The 17,299-nt window shown below is 69.5% G+C and carries 9 protein-coding genes and 3 pseudogenes; 8 read left to right on the top strand and 4 right to left on the bottom strand.

Features of this window, described 5'->3' with window-relative positions; genetic code table 11:
• Nucleotides 1-9: 9 nt before the first annotated feature.
• The 5 genes and pseudogenes from katG to ABZV38_RS14340 all read left to right on the top strand — a co-directional run bounded on the left by katG (nucleotide 10) and on the right by ABZV38_RS14340 (nucleotide 8,152).
• Complete coding sequence (gene katG / locus ABZV38_RS14320) at nucleotides 10-2,241, top strand: catalase/peroxidase HPI (RefSeq protein ID WP_356327104.1); 2,232 nt, start codon at nucleotides 10-12, stop codon at nucleotides 2,239-2,241.
• 303 nt (nucleotides 2,242-2,544) lie between these two features.
• Nucleotides 2,545-3,057, top strand: a pseudogene (locus ABZV38_RS14325) (lipase family protein); the annotation flags it as partial.
• Between the two features lie 90 nt (nucleotides 3,058-3,147).
• Nucleotides 3,148-3,746: pseudogene (locus tag ABZV38_RS14330) on the top strand (TetR/AcrR family transcriptional regulator).
• 143 nt (nucleotides 3,747-3,889) lie between these two features.
• Nucleotides 3,890-4,402 (top strand): DinB family protein, encoded by a 513-nt coding sequence (locus tag ABZV38_RS14335; protein ID WP_356327105.1) that lies wholly within the window; start codon nucleotides 3,890-3,892, stop codon nucleotides 4,400-4,402.
• A gap of 123 nt (nucleotides 4,403-4,525) precedes the next feature.
• Complete coding sequence (locus ABZV38_RS14340; protein ID WP_356327106.1) at nucleotides 4,526-8,152, top strand: carboxypeptidase regulatory-like domain-containing protein; 3,627 nt, start codon at nucleotides 4,526-4,528, stop codon at nucleotides 8,150-8,152.
• Nucleotides 8,153-8,361: 209 nt separating this feature from the next.
• Here ABZV38_RS14340 and ABZV38_RS14345 read toward each other — a convergent pair whose 3' ends face one another.
• Nucleotides 8,362-11,247: an AAA family ATPase gene (locus tag ABZV38_RS14345; RefSeq protein ID WP_356327107.1), complete on the bottom strand. Its 2,886-nt coding sequence runs from the start codon at nucleotides 11,245-11,247 to the stop codon at nucleotides 8,362-8,364.
• A 23-nt stretch (nucleotides 11,248-11,270) separates the two neighbouring features.
• On the opposite strand from ABZV38_RS14345, the gene ABZV38_RS14350 reads away from it, so the two are divergent.
• Together ABZV38_RS14350 and ABZV38_RS14355 are read left to right on the top strand one after the other, a co-directional pair.
• A complete protein-coding gene (locus ABZV38_RS14350) occupies nucleotides 11,271-11,555 on the top strand; it encodes a hypothetical protein (protein ID WP_356327108.1) in 285 nt (94 codons plus the stop codon).
• Nucleotides 11,556-12,182: 627 nt separating this feature from the next.
• Nucleotides 12,183-13,181, top strand: a complete 999-nt coding sequence (locus ABZV38_RS14355) for a winged helix-turn-helix domain-containing protein (RefSeq protein WP_356327109.1) — start codon at nucleotides 12,183-12,185, stop codon at nucleotides 13,179-13,181.
• A 113-nt stretch (nucleotides 13,182-13,294) separates the two neighbouring features.
• Here the strand turns inward: ABZV38_RS14355 and ABZV38_RS14360 are convergent.
• The 3 genes and pseudogenes from ABZV38_RS14360 to ABZV38_RS14370 form a co-directional block, all read right to left on the bottom strand.
• Nucleotides 13,295-13,393 (bottom strand): annotated as a pseudogene (locus ABZV38_RS14360) (IS5/IS1182 family transposase); the annotation flags it as partial.
• Between the two features lie 676 nt (nucleotides 13,394-14,069).
• Nucleotides 14,070-15,302 (bottom strand): MFS transporter, encoded by a 1,233-nt coding sequence (locus ABZV38_RS14365; RefSeq protein WP_356327110.1) that lies wholly within the window; start codon nucleotides 15,300-15,302, stop codon nucleotides 14,070-14,072.
• Nucleotides 15,299-16,672 (bottom strand): NAD(P)-binding domain-containing protein, encoded by a 1,374-nt coding sequence (locus ABZV38_RS14370; RefSeq protein WP_356327111.1) that lies wholly within the window; start codon nucleotides 16,670-16,672, stop codon nucleotides 15,299-15,301. Before ABZV38_RS14370 ends, ABZV38_RS14365 begins: the two co-directional genes overlap by 4 nt.
• Before the next feature lie 222 nt (nucleotides 16,673-16,894).
• Between ABZV38_RS14370 and ABZV38_RS14375 the strand changes: the two genes are divergently transcribed.
• Complete coding sequence (locus ABZV38_RS14375; RefSeq protein WP_356327112.1) at nucleotides 16,895-17,263, top strand: metalloregulator ArsR/SmtB family transcription factor; 369 nt, start codon at nucleotides 16,895-16,897, stop codon at nucleotides 17,261-17,263.
• The last annotated feature ends 36 nt before the right edge of the window (nucleotides 17,264-17,299 follow it).

A 17,299-nucleotide genomic window follows, 5' to 3' on the forward strand; every position in this document is an offset into this window, starting at 1 on the left:
AGGATTGCCATGTCTGAGAACCCCGATGCAATCGTCACAGACGCCAAGACGGGAGGCGCAGGTGGCTGCCCGGTCGCGCACGGGCGTGCCCCGCACCCGACTCAGGGCGGCGGAAACCGCCAGTGGTGGCCGGATCGGCTCAACCTGAAGATCCTCGCCAAGAACCCTGCTGTGGCCAACCCCCTCGGCGAGGAGTTCGACTACGCCGAGGCCTTCAAGACCCTCGACCTCCCGGCCGTGAAGCGGGACATCGCGGAGGTCCTCACGACCTCGCAGGACTGGTGGCCCGCCGACTTCGGGCACTACGGCCCGTTCATGATCCGGATGGCGTGGCACAGCGCGGGTACCTACCGGATCAGCGACGGCCGCGGCGGCGCCGGCGCCGGCCAGCAGCGCTTCGCCCCCCTCAACAGCTGGCCGGACAACGGGAACCTCGACAAGGCCCGCCGCCTGCTGTGGCCGGTCAAGAAGAAGTACGGCAAGAACCTGTCGTGGGCCGACCTCATGATCCTCACCGGCAATGTCGCCCTGGAGTCGATGGGCTTCGAGACATTCGGCTTCGGCGGCGGTCGTGCGGACGTCTGGGAGCCCGACGAGGACGTCTACTGGGGTCCCGAGACCACGTGGCTCGGCGACGAGCGCTACACCGGCGACCGGGAGCTGGAAAACCCTCTCGGTGCGGTCCAGATGGGCCTCATCTACGTCAACCCGGAGGGTCCGAACGGTAACCCGGACCCGATCGCGGCGGCCCGCGACATCCGCGAGACGTTCCACCGGATGGCGATGAACGACGAGGAGACGGTCGCGCTGATCGCGGGCGGTCACACCTTCGGCAAGACCCATGGCGCAGGCCCGGCGGAGAGCGTCGGCCCCGACCCCGAGGCCGCCCCGCTCGAGGAGCAGGGCCTGGGCTGGCGGAACTCCTTCGGCACCGGCAAGGGCGGCGACGCGATCACCAGCGGCCTCGAGGGCATCTGGACCAACACCCCGATCACCTGGGACAACAGCTTCTTCGAGATCCTGTTCGGCTACGAGTGGGAGCTGTTCCAGAGCCCCGCCGGCGCCCACCAGTGGCGGCCGAAGGACGGCGCTGGTGCGGACACCGTCCCCGACGCGCACGACCCGTCGAAGCGCCAGGCACCGACGATGCTGACGACCGACCTCTCGCTCCGGTTCGACCCGGCCTACGAGCAGATCTCGCGTCGTTTCCTCGAGAACCCCGACGCGTTCGCGGACGCCTTCGCCCGTGCCTGGTTCAAGCTGACCCACCGCGACATGGGTCCGATCGTGCGCTACCTCGGCCCGGAGGTCCCGAGCGAGACGCTGCTGTGGCAGGACCCGCTTCCCGCGGTGACGCACGAGCTCGTCGACGCCGAGGACATCGCCTCCCTCAAGGACCAGATCCTCGCCTCGGGCCTCACGGTGTCCCAGCTCGTGTCCACCGCGTGGGCGTCGGCCTCGTCCTTCCGCGGCAGCGACAAGCGCGGCGGCGCCAACGGCGCGCGCATCCGCCTTCAGCCGCAGAGCGGGTGGGAGGCCAACGACCCCGACCAGCTGGCGACGGTGCTGCGCACCCTGGAAGGAATCCAGGAGGCCTTCAACGCCGGCCGGACCGGCGGCAAGCAGGTCTCGCTCGCCGACCTGATCGTGCTCGCCGGTGGCGCGGCCGTCGAGCAGGGAGCCAAGGACGCCGGCATCGGCGTCGAGGTCCCCTTCACGCCGGGCCGCGCGGACGCGTCGCAGGAGCAGACCGACGTGGAGTCGTTCGCCGCGCTCGAACCGACCGCCGACGGGTTCCGCAACTACCTCGGGAAGGGCAACCGGCTCCCGGCCGAGTACCTGCTGCTCGACCGGGCGAACCTGCTGACCCTGAGCGCCCCCGAGTTGACGGTCCTCGTCGGTGGCCTCCGCGTCCTGGGCGCGAACTACGGGCAGTCGCCGCTCGGCGTCTTCACCGAAGCCCCCGGCTCGCTGACCAACGACTTCTTCGTCAACCTGCTCGACCTGGGCACGACGTGGAAGGCGACGTCCGAGGACGCGAACTCGTTCGAGGGCCGCGACGCCGCCACGGGCGAGGTCAAGTGGGCCGGCAGCCGCGCCGACCTCGTCTTCGGCTCGAACTCCGAGCTCCGCGCGCTCGCAGAGGTCTACGCGAGCGATGACGCGAAGGAGAAGTTCGTGAACGACTTCGTCGCGGCGTGGGTCAAGGTCATGAACCTCGACCGGTTCGACCTCGTCTGATCACGACGTCCAGGCCGGCCGGCCCGCGCCCGCCGGCCTGGACTCGGCGATGGTCTGTCCGCCCCGGTTCAGACGACGCTGCCGACGTCCTGGGTGTCGATGGCGCCCGGCCGCCCGGCCGGCCACGGCGGCGATGGTCATCGAGGGGTTGTACGCTCCCGTGGTGCCCGGGGTGAGCGCGCCGTCCAGGACGTACGGGCCCGGCCCGTGCTCCGTGCCCTCCAGGTCGGCGCAGGAGGGGGTCGTGATCGCTTGGCCCCCTCCTGCGGGCCGTGGCTCGGGGTCCCGGCTGGAATCTCTCCGTCAGCGCTCAACGCCGCCGGCAAGGCCGCGTTGAACGACCTGTCCACCATGTGTGTCGGCGACGCCATCTTCGGATACGCCTTCAAGAAGAGCACCGCGTGGACCACCACCGGTGAGTCCGTCAACGACATCGTCCGGCATGAGCCGCGACTCCGGGCCCCGCTCGACGCCCAGCGCATCGGCACGCTCAAGCCGGCCGGCCCGGTGCGCCTGGCGACCGGCATCCAGGACGACATCGTCCCGCACCCCCAGGCACGCCAACTCGCCGTCGACTGGTGCCCCAAGGGCGCCAACGTCACCTATGAGGCCATCAATCTGCCCAACCCCGGCGACGGACTGCTCACCAACCACCTGGTACCGCTCCTCACCGACCAGGGCGCCGCCATCTCCTGGCTCACCGACCGCCTCTCCGGCGGGCTCCAGCACCCGATCACGCTGAACGGCGAGACGGTGTCGGTCGGTTACGAGGACCTGGTGGCGACCACCGCCGCGCCGGAGGCCAGCAGCCGGTAGATCGCGCACCGTTGCCCCACCACCCCTGTGTCGCCGATCACCGGCAAATATGCGGCACCCGGGGACCAGGTGACGACAGAAGGGCCGGCCATGAGGCCGTCGCTCGGCGAGCGGCGCAGGACGGCACTCCGCCTGGAGATCGCCCGCGAGGCCGTCCGCCTGTTCACCTCACAAGGCGTCACCGGCACCACGGGTGAGCAGATCGCCCAGGCCGTGGGCATCTCGACCCGCACGCTGTGGTGCCACTTCCCCACCAAGGAAAGCTGTGTGCGCCCTCTGCTCACGGCGAGCCTGGACGCCGCCACGGACCGGCTGCGCCATTGGCCGCCGCAGACCGGCCTGCTGGACTTCCTCACCGACTCCTGCCGACAGGGACGCTGCCGACCGCCGACCCTGCCGTCCTCGACCTGATCCGCATGACCCTCACCGAGCCGGCCCTGCGCGCCGTCTGGCTCCAGGCACACGACGACGCGCTGCCCGTCCTCGGTGAACTACTCGCCGGCCGGTCCGGCAGGAGCCCCGACGACCTGCGGGTGAAAGTGCACGCGGCCACCATCAACGGCGCGCTGCGCGCCGCGGCCGAGGATTTCGCCCAGCGCTTCGCCGACGACAACGACGCCTCGGACGCCGAAATCGCCGTCTGCCTGCACACCGCCCTGCACGCCGCGTCGGAAGGACTGCCCTACTAGTGCTGCTCGGCGCACGTTCGTATAGGGACGCTGGTGTTGCTGAGCACTTCATTCGGCGGATAAGCGCTTTACCTTGCGGCGCCGAGTCCTCAAGGCGGCAGGCAGGGAGGCGATGTCAGACCCCGCTGACATGATCTGCGATCATGACGACCATTGAACGGCCGATGCCGCCCCTGAACGCCGACGAGCGTTCGAGCCTGGAGAGTTGGCTCGACTTCTACCGGACCACCTTGGCCATGAAGTGCGGCGGCCTCACGGAGGAGCAGCTACGGACCGCCTCCGTGTCTCCTTCGCCGCTGACCCTGCTGGGTCTCGTCCAGCACATGTCCGAAGTCGAGCGTAACTGGTTCCGCCGCGTGCTGACGGGCGAGGACGTACCGGCCATCCACAGTCCGCAGGCCGGCCCTGACGGCCGCGACGACGGGTTCGGCCTCTCCGACACCATCTCCTTCGAGACGGCCCAGGCCACCTGGCAGGACGAGATCGCCCGCGCCCGCGCCAACTGCGCCACCCGGCTGCTGGAAGACACCAGCCCGTTCATGGGCGGCGAGGTGAGCCTGCGATGGATCTACACGCACATGATCGCCGAATACGCCCGGCACAACGGGCACGCCGACTTCATCCGCGAGCGAATCGACGGAAGCACCGGCGTCTGATCTCCGGACCGAGACGACCGCATTGCGGCCTCACGGCCATCCACACCGTCCCCCGACGAGGCATGGCAGCAGATCAGCTACCCGCCTGGCTCACCCTGTGGAGCAGAGGCCCGGTGCTTCGCGGTGCGGGTCAACGGCGTCGAGGGCGGCAAGGGCGTCCGGGCCGCCTCCGCCACTCCGCATGGGCTGGCGCCCGGCGACCTGCTCAGCGCCTACAACCTGCCGAAGGACGGGGGTGCCGGTGCGACGATCGCCATCGTCGACGCCTACGACAACCCGAACGCAGCCTCGGACCTTGCCGTGTACCGCGAGCAGTTCGGCCTGCCGCCGCTGAAGCCCGGTCAGTTCATCAAGGTCAATCAGCGCGGTCTCCAGGGCGACTACCCTCAGGCCCACGAAGGCTGGGCGGCTGAGATCTCGCTCGACCTCGACATGGTGTCGGCCATCGCTCCCAACGCCAACATCATCCTGGTCGAGGCCGACAGCGCCGCCGTGGCCGACCTCGGCGCCGGAGTGAACCAGGCGGTCGCGCTGGGTGCGAGCTACGTGTCGAACAGCTACGGAACCGGGTACTCGTCCACACCCGGAAGCGGCGAGTGGCCGACGGACCGGCAGGCCGCGCAGCAGTACTACGACCATCCCGGTGTCGCAGTCGTCGCCAGCAGCGGCGACTCGAGCTACGGCGTCTCCTTCCCCGCGTCCTCGCCCCACGTCACCGCCGTCGGCGGCACGTCACTGGTACGCGATCCGGACACGGCGCGCGGCTGGAGGGAATCGGTGTGGAGCAGCCTCGGCGGCGGTCCCGGTTCCGGCTGTTCGACCACCCAACCGAAGCCCTCGTTCCAGAAGGACACCGGCTGCGCCCATCGCACCGTCGCCGACGTGTCAGCGGTCGCCGATCCCGTCACCGGGGTCGCGGTGTACAACACGTACGGCTCCACCTACGGCACCGGCTGGGGGCAGTACGGCGGCACCAGCGCTTCGGCGCCGATCATCGCCGCGACCTACGCACTCGGCGGGTCGATGCTCGACGGCACGTATCCCAACAGCTATCCCTACGCTCACACCGGCAGCCTCAACGATGTGACCTCGGGTGCCAACGGCGCCTGTGACCCCACATACCTGTGCACGGCGGGACCCGGTTACGACGGACCCACCGGACTCGGCACGCCGAACGGGACCGCTGCGTTCTCCAGCGGACCGGCCGGAACACTGAGCGGCACCATCACCGAGGCGTCGACCGGCAAGCCCGTCTCCGGCGCCAAGGTCAACGTCACCGGCGCGTCGTCGATGACCACGACCACGGGCCCCGACGGCACGTACCGGATGCGGCTGGCCGCCGGCTCGTACGACCTCGACGTGAGCGCCTTCGCCTACGCGGACAAGACGACGAACGATGTCACGGTCAGCGCTGACAAGACCACTACGGCCGACGTGAAGTTGACCAAGGTACCCCTGGTGACGGTCAGCGGTACCGTCGCCGACGCATCGGGCCACGGCTGGTCGCTCTACGCCGGAATCGTCGTCGACAACGGCATTCCCGGTGGCCCGATCTACAGCGACCCGGTCACCGGCCAGTACTCGGTCCGGTTGCCGGTGAACGGCCGCTACACGCTGCATGTCACCTCCAACTACCCCGGTTACCTGGAGCGTGACACCAGCGTGACGACGAAGACCACGAGCGTGGTCCACAACATCGGCCTCAGCGCGTCGCCGGTGTCGTCGCTCGGCTCCGCGTCCGGCTACACCCAGAAGTCCGAAGGCGACACCGAGACCTTCGACGAAACCACGGCGCCGGCCGGCCGGACTGTCGACACCGCGGCGGGAGATCCATGGACCTTTACCGGTAGATCTGCGTACGTCATGGGTCACACGGCTGGAAAGCCGACTGACACGTCGCTGCTCTCCCCCGAATTCACGGTTCCCGCCTCTCAGACGCCGTTTGTGTCTTTCCGCACCGACAACGCCTTCGGCCTTGCGAGCGTCGACTACAGCACGGATGGCGGCAAGACCTGGACGACCGAGTGGTCGGACGACTCGTTGAAGTTGGACTCGGTGACGGTCGCACTGCCCACGAGCGGAGAGGCAGTTTCCGCGCGGGTCAGGTTCCGGCGCCAGATCGACACACCGAACGCCGGCCCAGGCGGAGGGTGGTGGATCGACAACGTCCGACTGGGCGGCGCATGGGTGACCCCGCAGCCCGGAGGCCTCGTCGTCGGCAACATCACCGACGGCAACACCTCGAAGCCGGTCGACGGCGTGACCGTCTCCCTCACGGACCGGCCGGCGCAGTATGTGACCAGCGCGCCCATGGCCGGTATCCCCGGTCGGGCCAGTGGCTTCTACTGGTTCTTCTCCTCGCTGACGGGCCACCGGACGGTCACCGCGGCGAAGTACCCGTACCACTCGGCATCCCACAAGGTGAAACTGGCCGTGAACAAGGTCACCGCGGCCGACCTGACCCTGCATGCCGGCCGGCTTGTGACCAGTGGTCCGGTCAGCGCGACCGTGCCATGGAAGGGTTCGGCGACCCGTGACCTGACGCTCACCAACACCGGCGACGCGCCCCTCAGGGTCAAACTCAACGAGTCCACCAGCACGACGGCCTCGGGTCCGGCATGGACATCGACCGCTGACCTGCCTGCCTCCGCCACTGCCATGGTCGCCGGCAGTTCTCACGGCACGGTGTACACGGGGCTCGGTCTGGGCACCGACGGATTTGTACCGCTGGCTTCCTTCTACGCTTACGATCCCGCCGCGAACACCTGGCGGCAGAAGGCCGACGCGCCGTCTGCGGTGGCATCGGCGTCCGGCGGTTTCATCGACGGCAAGTTCTATGTCAGCGGCGGCTACTGGGTGGCGGCGGACTTCTCGGCGATAGGGATCGAGACCAGGACGCAGGTCTACGACCCCGCCGCCGACACCTGGAGCACCGCAGCTGACAATCCCCACGCGCTGGCAGGCGGCGGCGCGGCGGTGCTCGACGGCAAGCTGTACGTCGTCGGCGGCATGTCCGTGGACGACAGTTTCCACTCCACCGTCAGCGCCTACGACCCGAAGACGAAGACCTGGAGCACCGTCCACCCCTATCCCGAGGAAATCAACGGCGCTTCGTGCGGTGGGATCGCCGGCAAGCTCTACTGCGCCGGGGGCTACACCAACCTCGTCGACGCCCCCGGAGGTCGGGAGGTCAAGGACGCCTTCGTCTACGACCCCGCCCGTGACACATGGAAGCGGATCGCCGACCTCCCGATCGACCTGGCGCAGTCGGCATACGGCGTGGCCGATGGACGCCTGCTCGTCTCCGGTGGGTTCACGGACAACAACGCGGCGGCGACCGAGCGGGGTTATGTCTACGATCCGGCGATGAACTGGTGGACGGCACTGCCCAGCGCCGACCATGCGCGGAACAACGCGATCGGTGTCGTCGGTGCGCGGGGCTTCTACGCGCTCGGCGGCTCGAGTTCCGATGCGCTCGCGCTGACGGCCGGCTCGGTGCTGTCCGGCTTCAACCAGGCCGGACCGGTCGACGTCCCGTGGCTGGCGGAGAGCAAGACGACGCTCACCATCCAGCCGGGCCGTCACACCACCGTGCGGGTGCGGTTGAACGCGCGTCATGCGGCGCCGGCTCAGCCGGGGACGGTGACCGCGACTCTCGGGCTCGGTACCGACGGGTTCTACGACAGAGACACCGTCCCGGTCTCGATGACGGTGCAGACGCCGGCGAAGGGCGCCGGCGACCGTCACTGACGACGTCCGAATCGACGGTGGGACCGGGTGCAATCGCGCCCGGTCCCACCGCTCTGTCAGCAGACGAAGTGCCGTCGGCGACGCTCGTCGCGCGCCGAGAGCTTCCGGGCGCCGGGCCTGGTCGGGCAGCGGGCAGCGGGCAGCGTAGGCATGCGCGATTGCCAAATGGGCTGAAGAGTGCGTGGAAGTGCAAGGACGAGTCCGCGCTTTCAGACGCTCCCCGCCTGCGTCACGTTCACGGCCAATGCCGTTCTGGACGTCACCCCGTATTTGCGCATGGCCGACTTCAACTGCGCCGTGACGGTGCTGGGCGACCTCGACAGCTCGACGGCTATCTGGCGGTTCGTCAGGCCCTGCAGCATCAGCCGGACCACCTCCACCTCCCGCGGCGACAACTGGTTCCCGTATCCGCGCCGCCCGCCCCGCGTGGCGGGCGTGCAGCGCTCGACGCCCTCCTGCGCCCGTGCCGCTGCATGCGGCCTCGGCAGCTGCGACCACGCCTGAGCCGCGTTGCCCCAGGCCCGCGCCGCCGCTTCGAACTCTCCCCGGCCCTCGGTGAGCGCCGCCCGGCACTCCTCCAGTCCCGCATGCGCAGCGGGCGTGCGCCGCCCGCTCAGCCCCTCCTCGAACGCGGTCACCAGATGCTCCGCCTCCGCATGCCGCCCGGCCGCCGCCAGTGCCGCCACTCGCACGGGTGCGACATCCGTCGCCCAGAACCAGATGCCCTTGCGCATGACCAGACGTATGGGGTCCTCGGTCAGTGCGAGTGCCTCCTCGGTGTCACCCGCGGCGAGCCTGAGCCGTGCCTGCGCCGCTGCAGGCTCCAGCCACAGACCGATGGCGCCGCGGCGTTCGCCCTCCTCCCGCACCGTCCGCAGCAGATCTTCGACGTCCTCATCCGCGCCCACGGTCGCCAGTTTCACCTGAGCCACCACCAGCAGGGCCTGCAGCCGGCACAAGGGCTCTTCGGCCACGTCCGACCACTGCCCGGCCCGCTCGGCCAGGCCCTGCCACGTGCCGGTCAGGTAGTCGAGGTGGAGGAGCGTCACCCCGGCCAGGTCCGCGAGCAATTGGTACGCGTGCCGCCCCGCGACGTCGACGGCGCTCGTCAGTCGCAGTCGGGCCTCTGCGTATCGTCCCCACCGAATCGCCGCGTCGCCGATGTTCAGTTCGGCTCGGCCGCGTTGGAGGGCCAGCTGCGGTGTCGACTCGTCGTCGCCCAGTTCCTCGGCGAGCACCCAGCCCGACTCCTCGCCGAGTTCGAGCAGCGCGGTCGTACGGTTGACCAACAAGGACAGCCGCTCATGCGGGGAGAGCGCCGCACCGGCAGTGAACTGCCGAGCCCGCTCCAGCCAGCGCAGATGGGTCTTGGCCGGCCACGTTCCGCTCAGCACCGGGTATCCGAGAGCGGTCATCGCCCAGGCGACGGCGTATGTTCCGTCGACGAGGTCGGGTATCGCCGGCTCCAACTCCGCTGCCGCGGCGGCGTACTCACCGAGCTGGATGAGGATCTGAGCGAGCTGGCCCCGCACTTCCGCGCGGTCGCGCGCGCTGAGCCGGTCCGTTTCGAGGACGGCGCGCAACGTGGCCAGGACATCCGCACGCCGGGTGTAGCCGGTGAACGCCTGGAACGGCATCTTCCGCACCAATGGGGCGACCGCTTCCGCGGGCAGCTCCGGTTCGGTGATCAATTCGTGCAGAAAGGCGAGGGCGGTGACGTGGTCACCGGACGCGAGGGCGATGTCCGCTGCCTGCTCGGCGTACTCGCACCACCGCGCGACCTCGCCGGCCTGCCGGAAGTGACGGGCGAGCCGGCCGACGGGCCGGGGCCGGGCGGTCTCCAGCAGCGCGGCGGCGCGGCGGTGGGCGGCTCGCCGTTCGGACGCCGACGCCCGGTCATATACCGTTCGGGCGGCGAGCGTATGCCGGAACGCGATACGGCCCGAACCGGAGCCGTCCTCGACCAGCAGGCCACTGCGTACCGCGTCGGAGACGGCTGATTCGACCACCGTAGCGGCGCCAGACCCCCAGGCCGGCGCGATGGCGGAACCTGCCGGACGGCCCGTCCGGTCCCCGAGGCCCGCCTCCTCGCCGCTCCCGACCCCGGTCAGCCCACTGACCGTACCCAGCGTTCTCTCGTCCGCCGGATCGCTCAGGACGGCAGCCGCCAGCAGCACCCGCCGGGCGTCGGCCCCGAGCCGGGCCACCCGCTCGGTGACGGCGTCCCGGATCGTCGGCGGCACGGCGATCTCGTCGAGGGTGCGCCGCATCCATTCGCCGTCCCGCCGGACCAGGTCGGCCCTGTCCCGCAGCAGTCGGACGCACTCCTCCAGCGCGAGCGGCACGCCCTCGGTGCGGTCGTGCAGGAATGTGGCGAACTCGGTGGAGACGTGTTCGTCGTCCAGCATCGACGACACGAGCTCCGCGGTGTCGGGCACCGCGAGTCCGGCCAGGCCGACGCGTGCGTGACTGATCCCCGCACTCGTCGGTACCCGGGAGGACAGGCGCAGCAGCAGGGAGTCGGCGGCCACCTCCTCGGGACGGCAGGTCATCACCAGAGTGAGCGGGAACGGCTGCCGGGAGGCCAGGAACAGCAGGAACTCCAGCGTCGCCTCGTCCGCCCAGTGCACGTCCTCGACGACCAGGACGTCGATTCCGAGACGGTCCAGGAGTTCGGCGAAGGCCCGGATCAACCGGTGCCGGGCGGCGCCGGCATCGGCCAGCGGCTCCGGCGCGGACGGTAGGCCGTCCGCCCATTCCGGGAACAGCGGCCGCAGCGTACCGGCCAACGCCGACAGTCCGAGGTCCGCCACATCGGCGCCACTCGGTGCGGCCTGCCGGGCGGCATCAACGATCGGGCCAAGGGTCAGCGCCTCACGGAACGGCGGGCACACCGCCACCAGCGTGCGCGGACCCCCATTGGCGACCGCCGCCAAGGCCTCCTGCACCAAGCGGCTCTTGCCTATACCCGCCTCGCCCTCCACCAGCACAAGCGCGGGCAATCGCCGCAGCGCGTCCGTCACACGCCTCAGTTCTGCTTCGCGCCCGACAAAACGGGGGCGGCGGCATACCGGGGATGTCGTCGGTGCGGTCACGGATCTCAAGTAACGCTTCCCATGTGTTCGGCAGGTGGCCGGCCAGCAGCTCGCCGGGCTGCCCCGGTGTGCTGGGGCTCTTGGCGCACAGCTGCTCCCGTCGCACCGGGCACGTCCTCAGGGACGAGGGCGTGGCCCTGGACGCCGGGGGACGCTTCGAGTTCGACAGAGCGGGTGCGGACGGTGACCACATCTTCGGTAGCCATCGGCTGGTGCTCACCACTCTCGGGCCGCTCAGCGGCCTCGTCGCGATCCCGGGCGGGGTCGCCGGCTGCGGCCCTGCCCGCCGGGGTTGCTACATCAGGTGACGTCAGCGCAGGCCGAAGGCCCAGGTGATCGTCCGAGAGACGCTGTTGTCGGCGCTGCCCTTGGCGGTGACCCGGAGCGTGACGAAGTGCGCGGACTTCGGCATGTGCAGGGCCGTCCGCCATGCGTCACCCTTACGGCTCGGCTTGGCCCCCTAGGAGGTCACCCCGTCGTCGTACGAGACCTCGAGCGAGGACTTGCCGATGACGGCTGTCGTGCCGGACAGATGGGAGGCGGTCACCGTCAGCTGGGCCTGCCGGTCCGCCCGGCGCGGCGGTGGCTGGTGTGACCCCTACCGTCAGAGCGGCGACCGCGGCAAGCGCGATCGTCCCTGGTCGTGGAATGGGAACGCTGGGCAAGGAGACCCCTCGAGTGAGGTGAAAACGCAAGAGCACGTACGTTGTCGGGCGTCCTCCGCCACCACCTGGGGGTGCGTTTACCGACCATGCACCCGGGCCCAGGGTTGCATCGGTCGTTTGACTGCATGACCAACTCGTGGCTGCTCAGGTACCCGTGCGCCGTCGACTCCTGCTGACTGTGGGTTCAGCCTCACCTTCGAACGTTACGATCTCGATCTGATTCGGCCTGGACCGAAGAACGACATTCCGGAAGGAACGCCTCAGGCTGTCATGGTCTACCGCATACACTTCACGGTTCAGGATCTGGCCCGGACTCGTGTGGCCGAGGGGCCGATGCCGCTGCACGAGTTGGAACTTGCAGCGCGAGCCGTACAAAGCCGCAGCCAGCCGGCCCGATTCGGTGCCTGGCGGCACCGGGCCCGCGCACAGCTGTCTGCACAGGCGCGCATGGCCCTGGCCCTCATGCCTGCCGTGGGATATTCGCCAGGCTTCCTCAGCCCCACCAAAGTGGGCGCTGTCGAAGAACTTCTGGAACAGGTACGCGGCACGCCTCGCGAACGCGTGAGGGCGAATCTGCTGGAAACTGCACAGCATCGACCTTCCCTGCCGGCGTGGACTCGCCGCCTGGCAGACGATGCGTCTCTGTTTGCTGAGCTCTGCACGGGGCTCAGCCATCTCCACACATGCCTGCTCGGTCCGTACTGGGTCCAGTTCACGGAACACCTGGCGGTCGATCGAACTCTGCGCCTGCAGCAATTGCTCACCGGCGGTGTCGAGCAGCTGCTGACCCAGGCCAACCCCCAGTGGATGCGGTGGAACCCGCCCGTTCTGGAAGTCCGGATGGTGAGCGGAGCCGACCGTGACCTTCACCTGGACGGGGAGGGCTTCCTACTCATTCCGTCGATGTTCTGCACACGCGCCATCGTCACCGACGGCCGGCCCGTTTCCGTGAGCTATCCCGCCTTCCCCGACCAGCGCCCCCGTGAGCTCACCACCCTTGCTTCCGCACATGAGCAGGCGCGCTCCCCCGGTGTGTCGACGCTTTTGGGCCGCACGCGCACTACGGTGCTCACCACCATCGCAGAGCACCAAGGCTGTTCCACCAAGGAATTGGCCGCTCGTGCAGGTATCGCACCCGCGAGCGCAAGCGAACACGCAACCATTCTTCGCGAAGCCGGACTAATCCGCTCCCTCCGCCATCGAAACTCCGTGCTTCACAGCCTCACCCCCCTCGGCCTGACCCTCCTCAACACCCCAGAGGGAGGCTGAGTTCCTCTCAAGGCCGGCCAACCTTGCGACTACTTCGGCGGCGGTGATGCCGGCGAGGTCGTACAACTGGGACACGCACCCCCGGCGGCGCGTCAACGCCCTACGCTGTGCCACTGCTGCCACGTGCAGCCCAGCGTGGCCACGAACACGATCGCCGCAGCACCCCACGGCCCCCGCCGACGCTGGCCACCACCCTGTGGTCTCACCAGCGCAGTGACCGTGACCGTCATCAGCATCAGCAGCGAGGTGATGCCCTGTCAGGACAAGCCTCACGAGCGTCATTTCAGCGTCGAGGTAACGCACTCAACGCACCTGACGCACACGTGAAAACAGCAGATCAGGCACCCTTGTCGGCGGGCTCAAGGATCGCGACGCACTCCACGTGGTGCGTCACAAGAAACAGGTCTATCCACAACAGGTGGAAGGAAACCGCAGGTCAGCGACTCAGGGCGGCTTCGCCGCCCGCCGTGAGGCAGGTAAATGGGCACATCGGACACCCCGTAGCCCTTGATCAACACCGCGCCGCGGGGTGGCAGCGCAGGAGGCGAGGTCAGCTACCTGCGGTTTTGCCCGCACCGGTTGGTATTTACGCGTCAGAGCCTTGCGGGACTGACTCCGCGACGCGAATGGTGTGCGTTATCGGCGCTACGCTCGGAAACGCGACGCTGATTTGCCGCGTTCGCCGCCCCAACCGCCCTGAGGGCTGTCCTGCCGGGCCTACCGGACCCGGCACGGCTGGCCGGGCTGCCCGCGACCACGACCAGCTCCAACCTTCGGGCTGCCGCGGCCCCAGGTCCTCCCTTCTGGCTGCGCACCGCGCCGTCCCAATGCTGGTGTGCACAGTGGTGAGCGCAGGCACATCGGCTTGGAGTTCCACGGGTCCCTGATTCAAGCTCTCCGCCGTCCTGCGCGGACGGCTGTTCCGGTGGCGATGAGTGCGGCGAGCAGGGCGAGGGCGGCGAGCAGTCCAAACAACCGTGGGTAGCCGCCCATCGCGGTTGCGAGGAGGACGGCGGCGAAGGGGGCGAGGGCTGATGCAGTCATGGCGGGTGCGCTGAGGAGTCCGGAGAGTCTGCCGTAGTGCTGTGTGCCCCATCGGTCGGTGATGGCGGTGGCCTGCAGGAGCGTGAGGTTGCCGCGGACCATGCCTGCCATCACCGATAGGGCGATCACGAGGCCGTACGGGCCGGAGGTGAGGGCGAAGACCGCGGTGGTCAAGCCGCCGAGTGCGATGAGGGCCACCGTGCGGGCGGTCGTACCGGTGTTGCGGGCGAGCGGAGCGTAGAGCGTGCGGCCGAGGGTCTGGCCGGCGCCGCCGAGCCCGAGGGCCCAGGCGGCCTGGCTGGTGGTGTAGCCGCGTCCTTCGAGGAGCGGTACGAGGGTGACGACGACGGCGTACATCGCGAACGCCGAGAAGGCGAAGGCGACCGCGAGCATCAGGAACGGCCTGCTGCGTACGACCGTCCCGGGCGTTCCCTCCATGTCGGCCGGTGTCTCCGGGGCCGGGGGCCAGGGCGCCTTGAGGGCCAAGGCGTGGGCAGGGATCGTGACGACGGCCAGAATGGCAGCCAGCACGAGGTAGGTGGTGCGCCAGGTCAGGTGGTCGGCGAGGGTGGCGGTGAGCGGGGCGAAGACGGTGGAGGCGAGGCCGCCGGCAAGGGTGACGATGGTGAGAGAACGGACGTGGTCGGGTGCCCACCAGCGGGTAACGGCGGCGAAGGCAGGGTGGTAGAAGGTGGCGGCCATGGCGAAGCCGGCCAGGATCCAACCGCCGAAGAACACCTGCAAGTTGGGGGCCAGGGCCACGATCACCAGACTCAGGGTGCCAACGGCGGAGCCTGCGGTCATGACCGTACGGGGGCCACGTCGGTCGATGGTCCGGCCGACCCGTATTCCGGCGAGACCGGAGATGACCAGGGCGAGCGAGAACGCCGCCATCGTGACGCTCGCGGACCAGTCGGTGTCGGCGGTGATCTGGGGGTTCAGGACGGGGAAGGCGTAGTAGACGATTCCCCAGCTGGTGATCTGGGTGGCGCACAGCGCGGGCAGGACGGCGCGGGGCCGCGACCGGTCCCCAGTTCCGGTCGCGGCCCCGTCCAGGCGGGTGTTGAGATCGGTCACGAGCCGTAGGAGGGCGCCGGGGTCGTGGCGCCGAGCTGAATGAGCGCGGGTGCGGGTGGGCAGCAGCCGCCGCCGTCGGCCGCGTCGTCGGTCCGCGGCTGGTCGAAGAGGCCGGCGCCGCCGCAGACCCCCGTCTCTGGGAGTACGAGTTCGACGCGTTCAGCGGACTCGTGGTCGCCGGCGATCGCGGCGACGACGGAGCGGACCTGCTCGTAGCCGGTGAGGGCGAGGAACGTCGGGGCGCGGCCGTAGGACTTCATGCCGACGAGGTAGACGCCCTCCTCCGGGTGGGAGAGCTCCTTCACACCGTGCGGGTAGACGGTGCCGCAGGAGTGCTGGTTCGGGTCGATGAGCGGTGCCAGCTCGACGGGAGCCTGGAGGCGTTCGTCGAGTCCGAGGCGGAGTTCGTCAAGGAAGGACAGGTCGGGGCGGAAGCCGGTCAGGACGATGATCTCGTCGACCGGGTCGAGCCGGCGGCCGTCCTCGGCGACCAGCACGAGCTGCTCGCCGTCGCGCTCGATCGCGTCCGTACGGAAACCGGTAACGGCGTCCGCGTGCCCCTCGTCGACCGCGGCCTTCGCGGCGAGGCCGAGGGCGCCACGGGCGGGGAGTTGGTCGGCGGTGCCGCCGCCGAAGGTGGAGCCGGAGATGCCCCGACGCAGGATCCAGGTCGCGTGCGTGCCAGTGCCGTCCTCAGACTTCACGAGGTCGGCGAGCGAGGCCAGGGCCGTGAAGGCGGAGGCACCTGAGCCGATCACGGCGGTGCGCTTCCCGGCGTAACGGACCCGTACGGCGGGGTCCTTCAGGTCCGGGACGCGGTAGGAGATCCGGTCGACGACCGCGCGCTCGCCGAGTGCGGGGAGTCCGTCGCCGCCGGCCGGGCTCGGGGTGGCCCAGGTGCCGGAAGCGTCGATGACAGTGCGGGCGAGGATTCGCTCCTCTCGCCCGTCGGCGTAGGCGACGTGGACGGTGAAGGGCTGGGTCTCGCGATCGGCGTCGACGATCCGGTCGCGGCCCGAGCGGGAGACACCGGTGACCCGGACGCCGACGCGCACCTTGTCGCCCAGTACATCGGCGAGCGGCTGAAGGTACTGCTCCGCCCAGTCGCCGCCGGTCGGGTAGGTCGCCGCGTCCGGCTTCACCCAGCCGGTGGGGGCGAGGAGCTTCTCGGCCGCCGGGTCGGTGACCTCGGCCCAGGTGGAGAAGAGCCGCACATGCGACCACTCGCGCACCGCCGCACCCGCCTGCGCACCCGTCTCCAGGACCAGAGGCTCCAGGCCGCGTTCGACGAGATGGGCAGCGGCAGCCAGACCGGCAGGGCCTGCCCCGATGACCACGACCGGCAGCTGCTCGGTGGCGGTGGCGTTCATGGCGACTCCCCTTTGTTTCGACATCTGTCGATCTCTTGCGCTCTCAGCATTACACCTGTATCGATAAGCGTCAACATAGACATTCATCGAATCGGAGGGCTTCGTTGAACCGAACTGCGCCCGATGTCGCCACTAGGGGGCCCGCCCTGGCCGCCGGCCGCCCCACTACGTGCCAGCTCGCAGCCTCTGGGGGGTTGGTTCGACATGTGTCAACATAGACGTATGTCGAACGCGAAGGTGCTGCCCCTGCTGGAGCCGGAAGCCGCTGTGGAGCCCTGCTGCCCGCCACTGACCGAGCGCCCCCTGACGGCCGAGGAGGCCGAGCGGACCGCGGTCATGTTCAAGGCGCTGGGCGATCCGGTCCGGCTGCGGCTGTTCTCCTCGGTCGCCTCGCACGAGGGCGGCGAGGCATGTGTCTGCGACATCTCCGACGTCGGCGTCTCCCAGCCGACCGTCTCCCACCACCTGAAGAAGCTCAAGGAGGCCGGGCTGCTTTCCTCCGAGCGGCGCGGTACCTGGGTCTACTACCGCGTCGAGCCCGCCGTCCTCGCCGCCATGGGCGCGCTCCTCACCAAGGCTGCCGCCGCTTAGTCCTGGCAGGGGCTCGGACTTGCATCCTGTACCCAG

The sequence above is a fragment of the Streptomyces sp. NPDC005181 genome (genome assembly GCF_040608395.1).
Classification (GTDB): domain Bacteria; phylum Actinomycetota; class Actinomycetes; order Streptomycetales; family Streptomycetaceae; genus Streptomyces.